We start from the raw sequence: 16,181 nt of genomic DNA on the forward strand, positions 1-16,181 counted from the left end.
GCAGTCGTGCGGACGGATGCCGGGTAGCGCCGAGCCGCGCTCGGCGAGCGCAGCGGCAGGGTCTACGCAGAAGCCGCCGAGCGCGGCTCGGCGCTACCGGGGTGGTGTCTGTAGCGCCGAGCCACGCTCGGCGAGCGCAGCGGCGGGTCTACGTGCAGAACAAGCGGTCGCTCAGGTCGAGGCGTTGCGCACTGCATCCGGTAATGGCGCGCTCTTGCCGGTCTGCGTATCCATCCACACCACCACCACGTTGCCGTCCGAGTACAGGCGCGTTTCGTCCTGCTGGTCGACGATGCGATGGCCGATGGTGACGCTGCTGTTGCCCAGCCGCTCCACGAACAGTTCCACCAGGATGTCGTTCGGCCACACGATCGGCAGCCGGTAATTGACGTTGGTAGCGGCCACCACCGGCGCGATGCGGTCGGTCATCGCCACGCCTTCCACGCCCAGCATCCAGCGCACGCGCGCTTCTTCCAGGTACGAGATGTACTTGGCGTTGTTGACGTGGCCCATGCTGTCCATGTCGCGCCAGCGCACGCTGATCGGTATGCGGGCGAGGATCTTGTGCTCGTTGCTCATCAGGCGTCCTTCTTCTTGCGCGTCGCGGGGGTCTTGGTCGCGGCGGACTTGGTCGTGGTGCCGGTGCTCTTGGCGGCGGCAGCCTTCTTCTTCGGTTCCGGCTTCACCTTGCGCGGCGGGCGGGCATCCGGCTTGTTCGCCACCGCGGCCGGCTTGTCCGGACGCGCGCTGATCGAAGGCAGCATCTTCGCCAGGAACTGGCCGGTGTACGAGGTCGGGCAGGCTGCCACGTCTTCCGGCGTGCCGGTGACCAGGATCGTGCCACCGCGGTGGCCGCCTTCCGGGCCGAGATCGACGATCCAGTCGGCGGTCTTGATGACATCCAGATTGTGCTCGATCACCACCACCGTGTTGCCTTCGTCGCGCAGCTTGTGCAGCACGCCCAGCAGCGCTTCGATGTCGTGGAAATGCAGGCCGGTGGTCGGCTCATCCAGGATGTACAGCGTGCGCCCGGTATCGCGGCGCGACAGTTCCTTGGACAGCTTCACGCGCTGTGCTTCACCGCCGGACAGCGTGGTCGCACTCTGCCCCAGCTTGATATAGCTCAGGCCCACGTCGACCAGGGTTTCCAGCTTGCGCGCGATGCTCGGCACCGGCTCGAACAGCTTCAGCGCATCTTCGACGGTCATCTGCAGCACGTCGTTGATGTTGTAGCCCTTGTACAGGATCTCCAGCGTCTCGCGGTTGTAGCGCTTGCCATGGCAGACATCGCACGGCACGTACACGTCCGGCAGGAAGTGCATTTCGACCTTGATCAGGCCATCGCCCTGGCAGGCTTCGCAGCGGCCACCGCGCACGTTGAAGCTGAAGCGGCCCGGCGAGTAACCGCGCGCACGCGATTCGGGTACCTGCGCGTACAGCTCGCGCAGGGGCGTGAACAGACCGGTGTACGTGGCCGGATTCGAGCGCGGGGTGCGGCCGATCGGCGACTGGTCGATGTCCACGACTTTGTCGAACAGGTCCAGCCCGTCGATTTCCTTGTACGGCGCGATGTCGTGCGATGCGCCGTTGATCTCGTTGGCGGCCAGCGAGAACAGCGTGTCGTTGATCAGCGTGGACTTGCCCGAGCCGGACACGCCGGTGATGCAGGTCATCAGGCCCGCCGGAATCGCCAGGTCGACGTTCTTCAGGTTGTTGCCGCTGGCGCCGCGCAGGTGCAGGGTCGTCTTCGGATTCGGCTTGTGCCGGCGTGCCGGGATCTCGATCCCGCGCTTGCCCGACAGGTACTGGCCGGTCAGCGAACGGGGCGAATCCAGGATGTCCTGCAGCGTGCCCTGGCCGACGATCTCGCCGCCGTGCACGCCCGCACCCGGACCGATGTCCAACACGTAATCGGCCAGACGGATCGCATCTTCGTCATGCTCCACCACGATCACCGTGTTGCCCAGGTCACGCAGGCGGGTGAGGGTGCCAAGCAGGCGTTCGTTGTCGCGCTGGTGCAGGCCGATGGACGGCTCATCCAGCACATACATCACACCGACCAGACCCGCGCCGATCTGCGACGCCAGGCGGATGCGCTGGGCCTCACCACCGGACAGCGTATCGGCCTTGCGTTCCAGACTCAGGTAATCCAGGCCCACGTCCACCAGGAAGCCGAGGCGTTCACCGATTTCCTTGACGATCTTGCTGGCGATCTCGCCACGCCAGCCCGGCAGGCTCAGCGTGTTGAAGAACGTCAGCGCCTCGTCGATCGGCATCACCACCAGGTCCGGCAGCGGACGGTCGGCCACGAACACGTTGCGCGCGGCACGGTTCAGGCGGGCGCCCTTGCACTCCGGGCAGCTCTGCTCGCTGATGTACTTGCCCAGCTCTTCCTGTACCGCCGACGATTCGGTTTCCTTGTAGCGGCGTTCCAGGTTGGGAATGATGCCTTCGAAACGGTGCTTGCGCTGGGTGCGCCCGCCCGCCTCGGTGAAGTAGGTGAAGCTGATGGTCTCATCGCCGCTGCCGTACAGCACGGCCTTCTGCACACTGGCCGGCAGCGTGTTCCAGGCCGCATCCACGTCGAACTTGTAGTGCTTGGCCAGCGAGGCGATCAGCTGGAAGTAGTACGCGTTGCGACGGTCCCAGCCGCGCACGGCGCCGGCCGACAGCGGCAGCTCCGGGTGCACGACCACGCGGGACGGATCGAAGAACTCGGCCATGCCCAGGCCATCGCAGCCGGGGCATGCGCCCATGGGGGCATTGAACGAGAACAGGCGCGGCTCCAGCTCGGGCAGCGAGTAGTCGCAGACCGGGCAGGAGTACTTGGACGAGAACAGCGCGGGCGCCGCATCGGCTGCGTCCAGCGACTGCACCGACACCATGCCGTCACCGAGCTTCAGTGCGGTTTCAAAGCTTTCGGCCAGGCGCTGCTTGATGTCATCGCGCGGGCGGAAACGGTCGATCACCGCCTCGATGGTGTGCTTCTGGCGCAGCGCCAGCGGCGGCACTTCGTCCACTTCGTACAACACGCCGTCCACGCGCACGCGGACGTAGCCCTGCGCACGCAGCTGGTCGAAGACCTGCGCATGCTCGCCCTTGCGGTCGCGGATCACCGGCGCCAGCAGCATGTAGCGCTGTTCCGGATCCAGCGTCAGTACGTGGTCGACCATCTGGCTGACGGTCTGTGCTTCCAGCGGGTAACCGTGGTCCGGACAGCGCGGGGTGCCGACGCGCGCGTACAGCAGGCGCAGGTAATCGTAGATTTCAGTAATGGTGCCGACGGTCGAACGCGGATTGTGCGAGGTCGACTTCTGCTCGATCGAGATGGCCGGGGACAGGCCTTCGATGTGGTCCAGGTCCGGCTTTTCCATCACGCTGAGGAACTGGCGGGCATAGGCCGACAGGGATTCGACGTAACGGCGCTGGCCCTCGGCGTAGATCGTATCGAACGCCAACGAGGACTTGCCCGAGCCGGACAGGCCGGTGATCACGATCAGCTTGTCACGCGGCAGATCGAGATCGATGTTCTTGAGGTTGTGCGTCCGCGCGCCGCGGATGCGGATGAAATCCATCGCCATGGGGGATCCGGTAGTGGGGACTTGGGCTGGGGCCCGGCCAGCAGGAAGGGCGTCGGGGACGGCAATCAAGCAGCCTACCGAGCAGACCAGATGGGGGCAATGGGCGACAATGCCAGCCGCCAGTCGCATGGGATGAGATTGCCAGTCAGGGTGATGAAGGCCTTGTGCCGCCTGCGTTTGCGTGGCGTGGGGCTGGGTTGACCGGGGCAGGGGGCTCGCGTACAATTCCGCTCCTGTTTGCCCTCGATGGCAACAGCCAATAGACCACAATAACTACAAAGGAAGTCTGGTCATGTACGCAGTACTGGTCACCGGCGGTAAGCAATACCGCGTCGCGCAGGGCGAAAAGCTCCGCGTGGAAAAGCTCGAAGTCGAAGTCGGCAGCGAGATCAAGTTTGACAACATCCTGCTGCTCGGCGACAGCGATGGCATCAAGATCGGCGACGCCCTGAGCGGCGCTTCGGTCACTGCCACCGTCCTGTCCCAGGGTCGTGCCGACAAGATCCGGATCATCAAGTTCCGTCGTCGTAAGCACCACATGAAGCGCCAGGGTCACCGTCAGTACTACACCGAAATCGAGATCACCGGCGTTGCCGGTGGCAGCAGCAAGTAAGGAGATAGGTCATGGCACATAAAAAAGGCGTAGGCTCTTCGCGCAACGGTCGCGACTCCAACCCGAAATACCTCGGCGTGAAGATCTTCGGTGGCCAGGCCATCGACGCCGGCAACATCATCGTGCGTCAGCGCGGCACCCAGTTCCATCCGGGTACCGGCGTCGGCCTCGGCCGTGACCACACCCTGTTCGCCCTGGTGAACGGCAAGGTGGAGTTCTCGGTCAAGGGTCCGAACAAGCGTCGTACCGTCAGCGTGGTGTCGGTCGAAGCCTGATCCAGGCCTGGCTGGCAGCCCATGCTGGTCATGGGTTCGCTGCAGAAGAGCCCCGCTTCGGCGGGGTTTTTCGTTGAATGAAGTACCCGGCCCACCGCCCAGGTGGCCGTGCTCCGGCTGCGCCGGCGCGCTAGAATCCCAAGGCGACGGCAGGCTGCCGCGCCCATCGTAGGCATCGAAAAATGAAACTGGTAGACGAAGCAGAAATTGAAGTGTTCGCCGGCAACGGCGGCAATGGCTGTATCGGCTTCCGTCGCGAGAAGTTCATCCCGCTCGGTGGCCCCGATGGTGGCGATGGCGGCGGCGGTGGCAGCGTGTGGATCCGCGCCGACGAAAACCTGAACACCCTGGTCGATTTCCGCCATGACCGCATCTTCAAGGCGCAGCGCGGCGAGAACGGCATGGGTCGCCAGGCCTATGGCAAGGGCGGCGAAGACCTGATCATCACCGTGCCGATCGGCACGACGGTGACCAACGTGGCCACCGACGAAGTGATCGGTGACATGACCACGCACGGCGATCGCCTGCTGGTGGCCAAGGGCGGCCGTGGCGGCCTGGGCAACATGCATTTCAAGAGCTCGACCAACCGCTCGCCGCGCCAGGCGCTGCCGGGCGAGCCGGGCGAAGAGCGTTCGTTGAAGCTGGAGCTGAAGCTGCTGGCCGACGTCGGTCTGCTGGGCTTCCCCAATGCCGGCAAGAGCACGCTGATCCGCGCGGTGTCGGCGGCAACGCCGAAGGTGGCCGATTACCCGTTCACCACGCTGTACCCGAACTTGGGTGTGGTGAAGGTGGAGAACTACCGCAGCTTCGTGATCGCCGATATCCCGGGCCTGATCGAAGGTGCGGCCGACGGTGCAGGTCTGGGTGCGCAGTTCCTGCGGCATCTGCAGCGTACCCGTCTGTTGCTGCATCTGGTGGACATTTCGCCGATGGAAGGCGGGGTGGAAATCTCGCCGGTGGAGCAGGTGCGTGCGATCGAGCGCGAGCTGGAGCGTCACGATCCGGAGCTGCTGCAGAAGCCGCGCTGGCTGGTGCTGAACAAGGCCGACCTGATGTTCGAGGACGAGGCCAAGGCCGCGGCCGAGCAGATCATTGCGGATCTGGGCTGGAAGGAGCCGTGGTTCCTGGTGTCGGCGCTGGGTCGCGAGGGTACGTTCCCGGTGATGAGCAAGATCATGGCGTTCTTTGATCGCCAGAAGGAAGACGAGCAGCAGGCGCGTCACGCGGCTGGCGAGTAATCGTCTTCGTTTGGTTGGACGCGAAAAGCCCGGCTTCGGCCGGGTTTTTTGTTGGCTGTTGGTTGGCAGCGAACGGCGGAGCCCCTCGTGGTGGGGCGCGCGAAACGCCGGATTGCTGGGTTGGGGCCGGGCGGGAGGGGTTGGTGGGGGACGCGCACAAGTACGTCCATGTAGCGCTCGTTTCGCGCCATCCATGGCGCTCAACGCCCCCACCAACCCCTCCCGCCCGGCCCTGACAGTCCGCGCGCGGCCCGCCACGTAATGAAAAATGAAAAGCGGTAGCGCCGACCCATGGTCGGCGAGCGCAGCGGGCCGTTGGCGGAGACATTCCGCCGACCATGGGTCGGCGCTACCGCAGGCTCCCTTGACCCGTCGGGGGGAGAGAGCCTCTGAGTCAGCGTCGGCGCGCGCGTCCCGCCACGTAATGAAAAATGAAAAGCGGTAGCGCCGACCCATGGTCGGCGAGCGCAGCGGGCCGTTGGCGGGAACATTCCGCCGACCATGGGTCGGCGTTACCGACCTGCTTTTCTTTTTCTTTTCCGTGGTGGGCCGCCGCAGAATTCCGGCAGGGCCGGGCGGTGGGGCTGGGTGGGGGCGTTGAGTGCCATGGATGGCACGAAACGAGGCCCGCAGGATGCGGCTTTTGCCGTCCCCCAGCCCAGCCCCACCGCCCGGCCCCAACCCAGGAACCCGACGCTTTACGCGACCCACCACGAGGGGCTTCGCCGTTCGCTGCCAAATCACAGGCAACAAAAAACCCGGCCGAAGCCGGGTTTCAAGCAGCAACCCACACCCTGAGGGTGCAGGTAGCTTCGCCGGATCAGGCGGCCTTGAGGGCCTTGATGCGGGCGGTCAGGCGGCTCTTGTGACGAGCTGCCTTGTTCTTGTGGATCAGACCACGCGCGCTGAAACGATCGAGGATCGGCTGGGCAACGGTGAAAGCGGCTTCGGCGCCGGCTGCATCGTTGTTATCCAGAGCCTTGATCACTTTCTTGACAGCGGTGCGCAGCATCGAGCGCTGAGCCACGTTGCGCGCGTTGCGCACGACGGTCTGCTTGGCGCGCTTCTTGGCGGACTTGATATTGGCCACGGTGGTGGTTTCCTGAAAAATCGGTGTTATGGGAACAGCAAGCTAGCTAGTATGATGACTCGAGAAATGTACGTCAAGTCGATTGTCAAGAGGATGTTTGAGTGAGTTCACCCAAGATGCTGCGGGGCCTGCTGTCGTTCAGCAGCATGACAATGGTTTCGCGGGTGTTGGGGCTCGTTCGGGACACCGTCATCACCACGACTTTTGGTACGAACGCCACGACGGACGCGTTCTGGGTCGCCTTCAGGGTACCTAATTTCCTCCGCCGGTTGTTCGCCGAGGGCTCATTCGCCACCGCATTCGTGCCGGTGTTCACCGAGGTGAAAGAAACCCGCAGCCATGAAGAGCTGCGCGATCTGATGGCCCGGGTGGCCGGCACGCTCGCTGGCGTACTGATGGTGGTGACCGCGCTGGCACTGATCTTCGCGCCGCAGTTGGCCAGCCTGTTCGCCAGTGGCGCCGATACCGATCCGGCCAAACAGGGCCTGCTGGTGGACCTGTTCCGGCTGACCTTCCCGTTCCTGTTTTTCGTTTCGCTGACCGCGCTGGCGGGCGGGGCGCTCAACAGTTTCCAGAAGTTCGCGATGCCGGCACTGACGCCGGTCATCCTCAACCTGTGCATGATCGTCGGCGCCCTGTGGCTGGCCCCGCGCATGGACGTGCCGATCCTCGCGCTGGGCTGGTCGGTGCTGGTAGCCGGCCTGCTGCAACTGCTTTTCCAGTTGCCCTCGCTGAAGGGCATCAACCTGCTGACGCTGCCGCGCTGGGGCTGGCGCCATCCCGGCGTGCGCAAGGTGATGACGCTGATGATTCCGACGTTGTTCGGCTCGTCGGTGGCGCAGATCAACCTGCTGCTGGACACCGTCATCGCGGCCAAGCTGACCGATGGCTCGCAGTCCTGGCTGTCGCTGGCGGACCGCTTCCTGGAGCTGCCGCTGGGCGTGTTCGGCGTGGCGCTGGGGACGGTGATCCTGCCGGCACTGGCACGGCACCATGTCGGCACCGACCGCGCGGGGTTCTCCAATGCGCTGGACTGGGGCCTGCGCATGACCCTGCTGATCTCCATTCCGGCCATGCTGGGCCTGCTGCTGCTGGCCGAACCGCTGATCGCCACCATCTTCCAGCACGGTGAGTTCACCGCCTTCGACACCCGCATGACCGCACTGGCGGTGTACGGCCTCAGCTTCGGCCTGCCAGCCTTCGCGCTGCTGAAGATCGTGCTGCCGGCCTTCTATGCGCGGCAGGACACGCGCACCCCGGTACGCGCCGGCATCGCTGCGCTGGTGGCCAACATGGTGTTCAACTTCGCCCTGTTGGCGGTGCTGTACCACGTGATGGTGCCGCAGGAGCTGCGCGCCCAAGGAGTGATGCAGGCGCTGGGGCAGCAGCCGGGCCTGCATCTGGCGCTGGGCATTGCCAGTGCGCTGTCCAGCTACCTGAATCTGGGGCTGCTCTGGTACTGGCTGGGCAAGACCGACGTGTACGAGCGCCGTCCGGGCTGGGCACGCTTCCTGGTCCGGCTGGGCGTTTCCTGTGCGGCCATGGTGGGCGTGCTGCTGGCCCTGCTGTACTGGCTGCCGGCGTTCTCGCCGATGGGCCTGTGGCAGCGGATCGGCGCGCTGTCGCTGCTGGTCGGGGCGGGCGGGGCGACCTATCTGGTGATGCAGGTGGCGCTGGGTCTGCGACCGCGCGACCTGCGCGGGCATTGATCGGCGGCCACGGCGGCTATACTTCATGGTTACCACAAAGGATCCAGCGGCCGGTGTCGGCCGCGAGCGGAGTTGATGACCAGCTTGTTTCGAAGCGTTGAGGGCGGGGCGTTGTTCCCGCACGGAAGCGTGGTCTGCATCGGTGCCTTCGACGGCCTGCATCTGGGCCACCGGGCGCTGGTGCGCCACGCCGTCGCCCGTGCGCGTGCGCTGGGCGTTGCCGCCGTGGCCGTGACCTTCGAGCCCCTGCCGCGCGAGTTCTTCGCCCAGGGCACGCCGCTGCCGCGACTCACGCTGGCGCGCGGCAAGGTGCAGATGCTGCGCGAGCTGGGCGTGGATGCGGTCGGCCTGCTGCGTTTCGATGCCGCCATGGCCGCCATGCAGGCCGAAGACTTCGTGCAGCGGCTGCTGGTGCAGCGGTTGTCGGCGCGTGAGGTGTGGATCGGGCCGGAGTTCCAGTTCGGCAACCGCCGTCGCGGCAACCTCGCGCTGCTGCAGGAGATGGGGGCCACGCTCGGTTTCCAGGCCAATGAGATCGAAGCGGTGGACCTGCGCGGTGAGCGCATTTCCAGCACCCGCATCCGCCAGTTGCTGTTGGCCGGTGAGTTCGGCCACGCCGCGGACCTGCTCGGCCGGCCCTATGCCATCAGTGGGCGCGTCGTGCGCGGCCGCCAACTGGGCCGCACGCTGGGCTATCCCACGGCCAACCTGCGCTACCCGAAGACACCTGCACTTTCGGGCATCTATGCCACCCTGGTGCACGGCGTGTTCGAGCAGCCGTGGCCGTCGGTCTCCAGCTTCGGCACCCGTCCCACCGTGGACGGCGTGGAGCCGCTGCTGGAAGCACACCTTTTCGATTTCCAGGGCGACCTGTACGGTCGGCATATCAACGTCGAGTTCGTGGCCAAGCTGCGCGACGAAGTGAAATTCAATGATCTGGCGGCACTGACCGACCAGATGCACCGCGACGCCGAGCAGGCGCGCGCCCTCCTTTCCGAACATAGATTGCGAGCCACTGCGTGAGCCAGGATTACAAAGCCACCCTCCATCTGCCGGCCACCGAATTCCCGATGCGCGGCGACCTGCCCAAGCGCGAGCCGGGCATTCTGGCGCGCTGGGAAGAGCAGGGGCTCTACGCGCAGCTGCGCGAGAACGCCGCCGGCCGCCCGCTGTTCGTGCTGCATGACGGTCCGCCGTATGCCAACGGCCGCATCCATCTGGGCCATGCGGTCAACAAGATTCTGAAGGACATCATCGTCAAGTCGCGCTATTTGGCCGGCTTCGATGCGCCCTACGTACCCGGCTGGGACTGCCACGGCCTGCCGATCGAGATCGCGGTCGAAAAGAAGTGGGGCAAGGTCGGCGTGAAGCTCGACGCCGTCGAATTCCGGCAGAAGTGCCGCGAGTTCGCCGAAGAGCAGATCGAGATCCAGCGCGCCGACTTCAAGCGCCTGGGCGTGACCGGCGACTGGGACAACCCGTACAAGACGCTGAGCTTCGAGTTCGAAGCCAACGAGATCCGCGCCCTGTCCAAGATCGTGGCCAACGGCCATGTGGTGCGCGGTGCCAAGCCGGTGCACTGGTGCTTCGACTGCGGCTCGGCACTGGCCGAGGCGGAAATCGAGTACCAGGACAAGGTCTCGCCGACGGTGGACGTGGCCTATACGGCGCGTGATTCCAAGGCGCTGGCCGCGGTGTTCGGCGTGGAGCTGCCCGAAGGCGTGGAAGTGGCGGTGCCGATCTGGACCACCACCCCGTGGACCCTGCCGGCCTCGCTGGCGGTGTCGCTGGCTGCGGCCATCGAGTATTCGCTCGTCGAAGGTCCGGCCCACAACGGCGGCCGTCGCTGGCTGGTGCTGGCGACCGCGCTGGCGGGTCGTTCGCTGGCGCGTTACGGCGTGCAGGACGTGGTCAGCCACGGCCATGCCAACGGCGCGGCGCTGGAAAACCTGCTGCTGGCCCACCCGTTCTATGCCGAGCGCGATATCCCGCTGCTCAACGGCGAGCATGTGTCCGACGAAGACGGTACCGGTGCGGTACATACCGCCCCCGGCCACGGCCAGGAGGATTACGCGGTAAGCCAGCAGTACGGTCTGCTGGATCGCTACCACGCCGGTGAAATCAACCCGGTGGATGGCGCGGGCGTGTACCTGCCGTCGACTCCGCCGGCGGGCGATGTCGTGCTGGCCGGCGTGCACCTGTGGAAGGCGCAGCCGCTGATCATCGACGTGCTGCGCGCATCCGGCGCGCTGCTGGCGTTCGCCGAGATCACCCACAGCTACCCGCATTGCTGGCGCCACAAGAAGCCGGTGGTGTTCCGCGCGACGCCGCAGTGGTTCATCTCCATGGAGAAGGCGCGCCTGCGCGAAGATGCGCTGACCGCCATCGACAACGTGGGCTGGTTCCCGGCCTGGGGCAAGGCGCGCATCCAGAGCATGGTCGACGGTCGCCCGGACTGGTGCATCAGCCGCCAGCGCACCTGGGGCGTGCCGATCGCCCTGTTCACCCACCGCATCACCGGTGAGATGCATCCGCGCAGTGTCGAGCTGATGCAGGCCGTCGCCGACCGCGTGCAGGCCGAAGGCATCGACGTGTGGTATTCGCTGGATGCCGCCGAACTGCTGGGCGCTGAAGCGGCCGACTACGAGAAGGTCACCGACATCCTGGATGTCTGGTTCGACTCCGGCGTCACCCACGAAGGCGTGTTGCTGGCGCGTGGCTTCGGCAAGCCGGCCGACCTGTACCTGGAAGGCTCCGACCAGCACCGCGGCTGGTTCCAGTCCTCGCTGCTGACCGGCGTCGCCATCGATCGGCACGCACCGTACAAGCAGTGCCTGACCCATGGTTTCACCGTGGACGAGCACGGCCGCAAGATGTCCAAGTCGCTGGGCAACGGCATCGAGCCGCAGGACATCATGAAGAACCTGGGCGCGGACATCCTGCGCCTGTGGATCGCATCGGCCGACTACAGCAACGAAATGTCGCTGTCGCAGGAAATCCTCAAGCGCAACGCCGATGCCTACCGCCGCCTGCGCAACACCGCGCGCTTCCTGCTGGCGAACCTGGACGGGTTCGATCCGGCCGTGCATCTGCGCCCGCTGAACGACATGGTCGCCCTGGACCGCTGGATCGTGCATCGCGCGTTCGAGCTGCAGGAGAAGATCAAGGCGGCCTACGAGCGCTACGACATGGCCGAGATCGTCCAGCTGCTGCTGAACTTCTGCAGCGTGGACCTGGGCTCGTTGTACCTGGACGTGACCAAGGACCGCCTGTACACCATGGCGGAAGACTCGCGCGGCCGTCGTTCGGCGCAGAGCGCGATGTATCACATCGCCGAAGCGTTCACCCGCTGGGTGGCACCGATCCTGACCTTCACCTCCGACGAGCTGTGGGGCTATCTGCCGGGCAAGCGCAGCGCACACGTGCTGTTCGATACCTGGTACGAAGGGCTGGCCCCGCTGCCGGCCGATGCCGAGCTGACCGCTGCCGATTTCGACCAGCTGTTGGCCCTGCGCGAGCAGGTGTCCAAGGTGCTGGAACCGATGCGTGCCAACGGCGCCATCGGTGCCGCGCTGGAAGCGGAAATCACCGTCGCCGCCAGTGAAGAGCAGGCCGCGCGCTGGCAGCCGCTGGCCGAAGAACTGCGCTTCCTGCTGATCAGCGGTGACGTGCAGGTGCGCCCGGCCACCACCGACGAAGTGTTCGTCAGTGCGCAGCCAACCAGCAAGACCAAATGCGCACGCTGCTGGCACTTCCGCAGCGACGTGGGAAGCGTGCCCGAGCATCCGGAGATCTGCGGCCGCTGTGCCGACAACATCGACGGTGCCGGCGAAGATCGGCGGTGGTTCTGATGACCGCCGTCCGTCCGCGCCCGAACGCGCTCATCTGGCTGCTGCTGTCGGCGGTGGTCATCGTGCTGGACCAGTGGAGCAAGGCCTGGGTGCTGTCCAGCCTGCCCGAGTACCAGGCGGTGCCGGTCATCGATGGCTTCTGGAACTGGTTCCGCACCTACAACACCGGCGCGGCGTTCAGCTTCCTCAGCGACGCCGGTGGCTGGCAGAAGTACTTCTTCACCGTGCTGGCGATCGCCATCAGCGGCCTGATGGCGTGGTGGCTATATGGCACCGCCCGCAGCAACTGGCGCAGCGCACTGCCGTTCGCGCTGGTGATCGGCGGGGCCATCGGCAACGTCATCGATCGTCAGGTGCATGGCCACGTGGTGGATTTCATCCAGTGGTACGTCGGTGACCACTACTGGCCGTCGTTCAATATCGCCGATGCGGCGATCGTGGTCGGCGCCATCGGTATCGCAGTGTTCGGCCTGTTCGAGGGCAAGCCGGGCAAAAAAGCGGATAATACGACCCCGTAACCCCCAGCCGGCTGACGCCGGGAGACGTTGATAGATGGATGTTCTGCTCGCCAATCCGCGTGGTTTCTGTGCAGGTGTCGATCGTGCGATCGAGATCGTCAAGCGCGCGATCGAAACGCTCGGCGCGCCCATCTACGTGCGCCACGAAGTGGTGCACAACCGTTTCGTCGTGGACGATCTGAAGAGCCGTGGCGCCATCTTCGTCGAGGAACTGGACGAAGTGCCGGACAACAACACGGTGATCTTCAGTGCGCACGGTGTGTCCCAGGCCGTGCGTGCCGAGGCGGACCGTCGCGGGCTGAAGGTCTTCGATGCCACCTGCCCGCTGGTGACCAAGGTGCACTTCGAAGTGGCCCGCCACTGCCGTGCCGGCCGTGACGTGGTGCTGATCGGCCACGCCGGTCACCCGGAAGTGGAAGGCACCATGGGCCAATGGAACCGTGAAGCCGGCACTGGCCAGATCTATCTGGTGGAAGACGTGGAGCAGGTGTCCACCCTGGTGCTGGACCAGCCGGAAAATTTTGCCTATACCACCCAGACCACGCTGTCGGTGGATGACACGCGCGGCATCATCGAGGCCCTGCGCGCCAAGTTCCCGTCCATGCAGGGCCCGAAGAACGATGACATCTGCTACGCCACGCAGAACCGCCAGGACGCCGTGCGCGACCTGGCCAAGCGCTGCGACCTGGTGCTGGTGGTGGGCTCGCCGAACAGCTCCAACTCCAACCGGCTGAGCGAGCTGGCCCGCCGCGAAGGCGTGGAGTCGTACCTGATCGACGGCGCACACGAGATCGACCCAGCGTGGGTGCTCGGCAAGCAGCACATCGGCGTCACCGCCGGCGCGTCCGCCCCGCAGGTGCTGGTGGACGGCGTGCTCGCCCGCCTGCGCGAACTGGGTGCCGACGGCATCGGCGAACTGGACGGCGAACCCGAATCGATGGTCTTCGCCCTGCCGAAAGAACTGCGCCTGCGCCTGGTCGACTGACCCACGTCCGCCATCGCGCGGCGCACTTCGGTAGCGCCGACCCATGGTCGGCGAGCGCAGCGGCGCTTTTGCCGTTGCTTTCGCCCTCCACACCCCACCGCGCACCATGCACCGCGCTCACCGAGCACGGCTCGGCGCTACCGTTGACGTCCTTCTTACGCCCTCACTTTGCCCAATCCGGCCACCCGCCCATCCATGACCTTTGGCCATGGGGCAGGGCACGCCCACAGGCCTAGCATCAAGCATCCCCGCCTGCTGGAACCGCCCCATGACACCCCGTGCGCTGGCCCTGTCCGTCCTGCTTTCCCTGGCGGCCACGCCCGCCTTTGCCCAGCCTGCGCCCGCGGCCCCCATCGCCGCCCCCGGCATGCTGCGCATCGACGTCGACGCACGCGACCTGGACCGGCGCATCTTCAAGGTCACCGCCACCGTTCCGGCCAAGCCCGGCCCGCTGACGCTGCTGTACCCGCAGTGGCTGCCCGGCAACCATTCGCCCAGCGGCCCCATCGACAAGCTCGCCGGCCTGCAGATCACCGCCAACGGACAGCCACTGAAATGGCAGCGTGACCAGTACAACGTCTACGCGTTCAAGGTGGACGTGCCCGCAGGCGCCAGTGAAGTCGTTGCTCACTTCAATTACCTGTCATCGCAGGGCGGCAGCCAGGGCCGCGTCGTGATGACGCCGGAAATGCTCAACCTGCAGTGGAACGCGAACTCGCTGTATCCGGCAGGCGTGAACATCCAAGGCCTGCAGGCGCAGACCACCGTCACCCTGCCGCCGGGTTGGTCCTACGCTACCGCGCTGGACACCGAGCGCCGCGATGGCGATACCGTAGTGTTCAAGCCGATCAGCTACGACCATCTGGTGGACTCACCGCTGTATGCCGGCGCGCATTTCCAGCGCTTCGATCTGGATCCCGGCGCGAAACAGCCGGTGCATCTCAACGTCTTCGCTGACGACGCCAAATCACTCAACGCCAGCGAAAAGCAGCTCAACGCACACCGCGCCCTGGTCCAGCAGATGGACAAACTCTACGGTGCCCGCCACTTCAATCATTACGAGTTCCTGCTGGCCCTGACCGACAAGCTCGGCGGCATTGGCCTGGAACATCACCGCTCCAGCGAAAACAGCGCCGACGTCGGCTACTTCACCGAGTGGGACAAGAATTGGTGGGCACGCGATCTGCTGCCGCACGAATACAACCACTCGTGGAACGGCAAATACCGCCGCGGTGCAGACCTGGCGACCGCAGACTTCAATACCCCGATGGGCGACAGCCTGCTGTGGGTGTACGAAGGCCAGACGCAGTTCTGGGGCCAGGTGCTGGCGGCGCGCTCCGGCCTATGGAGCACCGATCAGGCGCGCGACATGCTGGCCAACGTGGCGGCGACGTTTGATCGGGGTCGTCCCGGATTGGCGTGGCGCCCCTTGCAGGACACCACCAACGATCCGACCATCGCACAGCGCCGCACGCTGGCCTACCGCAATTACCAGATGAGCGAGGACTACTACTCCGGCGGCCAGATGCTGTGGCTGGAAGTAGACGGCAAGCTGCGTGCGCTGAGCGGCGGCAAGCGCGGGCTGGACGACTTCGCCAAGGCGTTCTTCGGCATGGACAACGGCAACTGGGACGTCAACCCGTACACCTTCGATGACGTGGTCGCCACGCTCAACGGCATCGCCCCCAACGACTGGGCGAGCTTCCTGCGCGAGCGCCTGGACGGGCATGGATCGTTGATTGGCGGCTTGGAAATGGCCGGCTGGAAACTGGTCTACCGCGATACGCCGAACGACGCCTTCAAAGCACACGAGACGCGCGCCAAGGCCGCGCTGCTGACGTATTCCATCGGCGCCACCGTCACCGATGCTGGCGTGGTCGGCGATGTGGTGTGGGACAGCCCCGCGTTCAACGCAGGCTTGGCCCCGGGCATGACCGTGATCGCAGTAAACGGGCGCGAGTACAAAAGCGAGCGACTGAAGGACGCGGTGGCCGGATCCAAGGATCAGAAGGCACCGATCACCCTGCTGGTGAAGAACTTTGATCGCGTGATGCCGATCAGCATCGATTACCACGGCGGCGCGCTGTACCCGGCGCTGGAGCGCATCCCCGGCACCCGCGATGGGCTGGCTGCGCTCTGGAAGGCCCGCTGATCCGGCGCCCTACTCGTTGATCCCGCGCCCCAACCCGCGCGCCGGAAATGCCGGCGCGCGGCACGCACCCCCGGCTCCGCGTGCCCTGAACGCACCTGCGCCCGGCACGCCGACCTCACGCGGCCCCGTGCGCACACCCGGTAGCGCCGAGCCATGCTCGGCGGAAGCC

At 65.7% G+C, this 16,181-nt stretch carries 12 protein-coding genes; 9 read left to right on the forward strand and 3 right to left on the reverse strand.

The annotated features are described in order from the left end of the window. Window positions 1-171 precede the first annotated feature (171 nt). Together ABRP17_RS13785 and uvrA are read right to left on the reverse strand one after the other, a co-directional pair. Window positions 172-579: a thioesterase family protein gene (locus tag ABRP17_RS13785; RefSeq protein ID WP_192081406.1), complete on the reverse strand. Its 408-nt coding sequence runs from the start codon at window positions 577-579 to the stop codon at window positions 172-174. Further along, on the reverse strand, window positions 579-3,581 hold the full coding sequence (uvrA, locus tag ABRP17_RS13790) for an excinuclease ABC subunit UvrA (protein ID WP_349984561.1): 3,003 nt from the start codon (window positions 3,579-3,581) through the stop codon (window positions 579-581). Before uvrA ends, ABRP17_RS13785 begins: the two co-directional genes overlap by 1 nt. 292 nt (window positions 3,582-3,873) lie before the next feature. On the opposite strand from uvrA, the gene rplU reads away from it, so the two are divergent. From rplU to cgtA, 3 genes are all read left to right on the forward strand, one after another. Continuing rightward, window positions 3,874-4,194: a 50S ribosomal protein L21 gene (gene rplU, locus ABRP17_RS13795; protein ID WP_188326509.1), complete on the forward strand. Its 321-nt coding sequence runs from the start codon at window positions 3,874-3,876 to the stop codon at window positions 4,192-4,194. Between the two features lie 11 nt (window positions 4,195-4,205). Beyond that, a complete protein-coding gene (gene rpmA / locus ABRP17_RS13800; protein ID WP_188326510.1) occupies window positions 4,206-4,469 on the forward strand; it encodes a 50S ribosomal protein L27 in 264 nt (87 codons plus the stop codon). A 182-nt stretch (window positions 4,470-4,651) separates the two neighbouring features. Then, window positions 4,652-5,707 (forward strand): Obg family GTPase CgtA, encoded by a 1,056-nt coding sequence (cgtA, locus tag ABRP17_RS13805; RefSeq protein WP_188326511.1) that lies wholly within the window; start codon window positions 4,652-4,654, stop codon window positions 5,705-5,707. Window positions 5,708-6,527: 820 nt separating this feature from the next. On the opposite strand, the gene rpsT is transcribed toward cgtA, so the two are convergent. Continuing rightward, window positions 6,528-6,797: a 30S ribosomal protein S20 gene (gene rpsT / locus ABRP17_RS13810; RefSeq protein ID WP_042614258.1), complete on the reverse strand. Its 270-nt coding sequence runs from the start codon at window positions 6,795-6,797 to the stop codon at window positions 6,528-6,530. Window positions 6,798-6,913: 116 nt separating this feature from the next. On the opposite strand from rpsT, the gene murJ reads away from it, so the two are divergent. The 6 genes from murJ (at window position 6,914) to ABRP17_RS13840 (ending at window position 16,012) form a co-directional block, all read left to right on the forward strand. Then, the gene (gene murJ / locus ABRP17_RS13815; protein WP_192095185.1) at window positions 6,914-8,506 is read left to right on the forward strand and encodes a murein biosynthesis integral membrane protein MurJ; all 1,593 of its coding nucleotides are present in this window, start codon (window positions 6,914-6,916) and stop codon (window positions 8,504-8,506) included. 75 nt (window positions 8,507-8,581) lie between these two features. Beyond that, window positions 8,582-9,529 (forward strand): bifunctional riboflavin kinase/FAD synthetase, encoded by a 948-nt coding sequence (locus ABRP17_RS13820; protein ID WP_188326512.1) that lies wholly within the window; start codon window positions 8,582-8,584, stop codon window positions 9,527-9,529. Beyond that, on the forward strand, window positions 9,526-12,357 hold the full coding sequence (gene ileS, locus ABRP17_RS13825) for an isoleucine--tRNA ligase (protein WP_349985620.1): 2,832 nt from the start codon (window positions 9,526-9,528) through the stop codon (window positions 12,355-12,357). Before ABRP17_RS13820 ends, ileS begins: the two co-directional genes overlap by 4 nt. After that, window positions 12,357-12,875 (forward strand): signal peptidase II, encoded by a 519-nt coding sequence (gene lspA, locus ABRP17_RS13830; RefSeq protein WP_349985621.1) that lies wholly within the window; start codon window positions 12,357-12,359, stop codon window positions 12,873-12,875. The genes ileS and lspA overlap by 1 nt, the downstream gene beginning before the upstream one ends. Before the next feature lie 34 nt (window positions 12,876-12,909). Then, complete coding sequence (ispH, locus tag ABRP17_RS13835; RefSeq protein ID WP_192081593.1) at window positions 12,910-13,860, forward strand: 4-hydroxy-3-methylbut-2-enyl diphosphate reductase; 951 nt, start codon at window positions 12,910-12,912, stop codon at window positions 13,858-13,860. Between the two features lie 268 nt (window positions 13,861-14,128). Then, the gene (locus ABRP17_RS13840; protein WP_349985622.1) at window positions 14,129-16,012 is read left to right on the forward strand and encodes a peptidase M61; all 1,884 of its coding nucleotides are present in this window, start codon (window positions 14,129-14,131) and stop codon (window positions 16,010-16,012) included. Window positions 16,013-16,181 lie beyond the last annotated feature (169 nt).

The organism is Stenotrophomonas sp. WHRI 8082 (genome assembly GCF_040223995.2).
Classification (GTDB): domain Bacteria; phylum Pseudomonadota; class Gammaproteobacteria; order Xanthomonadales; family Xanthomonadaceae; genus Stenotrophomonas.

Coding starts and splice junctions, on each gene's coding strand:
- ABRP17_RS13785 (WP_192081406.1), bottom strand. CDS start 579: ATGAGCAACGAGCACAAGATCCTCGCCCGCATACCGATCAGCGTGCGC.
- uvrA (WP_349984561.1), bottom strand. CDS start 3,581: ATGGCGATGGATTTCATCCGCATCCGCGGCGCGCGGACGCACAACCTC.
- rplU (WP_188326509.1), top strand. CDS start 3,874: ATGTACGCAGTACTGGTCACCGGCGGTAAGCAATACCGCGTCGCGCAG.
- rpmA (WP_188326510.1), top strand. CDS start 4,206: ATGGCACATAAAAAAGGCGTAGGCTCTTCGCGCAACGGTCGCGACTCC.
- cgtA (WP_188326511.1), top strand. CDS start 4,652: ATGAAACTGGTAGACGAAGCAGAAATTGAAGTGTTCGCCGGCAACGGC.
- murJ (WP_192095185.1), top strand. CDS start 6,914: ATGCTGCGGGGCCTGCTGTCGTTCAGCAGCATGACAATGGTTTCGCGG.
- ABRP17_RS13820 (WP_188326512.1), top strand. CDS start 8,582: ATGACCAGCTTGTTTCGAAGCGTTGAGGGCGGGGCGTTGTTCCCGCAC.
- lspA (WP_349985621.1), top strand. CDS start 12,357: ATGACCGCCGTCCGTCCGCGCCCGAACGCGCTCATCTGGCTGCTGCTG.
- ispH (WP_192081593.1), top strand. CDS start 12,910: ATGGATGTTCTGCTCGCCAATCCGCGTGGTTTCTGTGCAGGTGTCGAT.
- ABRP17_RS13840 (WP_349985622.1), top strand. CDS start 14,129: ATGACACCCCGTGCGCTGGCCCTGTCCGTCCTGCTTTCCCTGGCGGCC.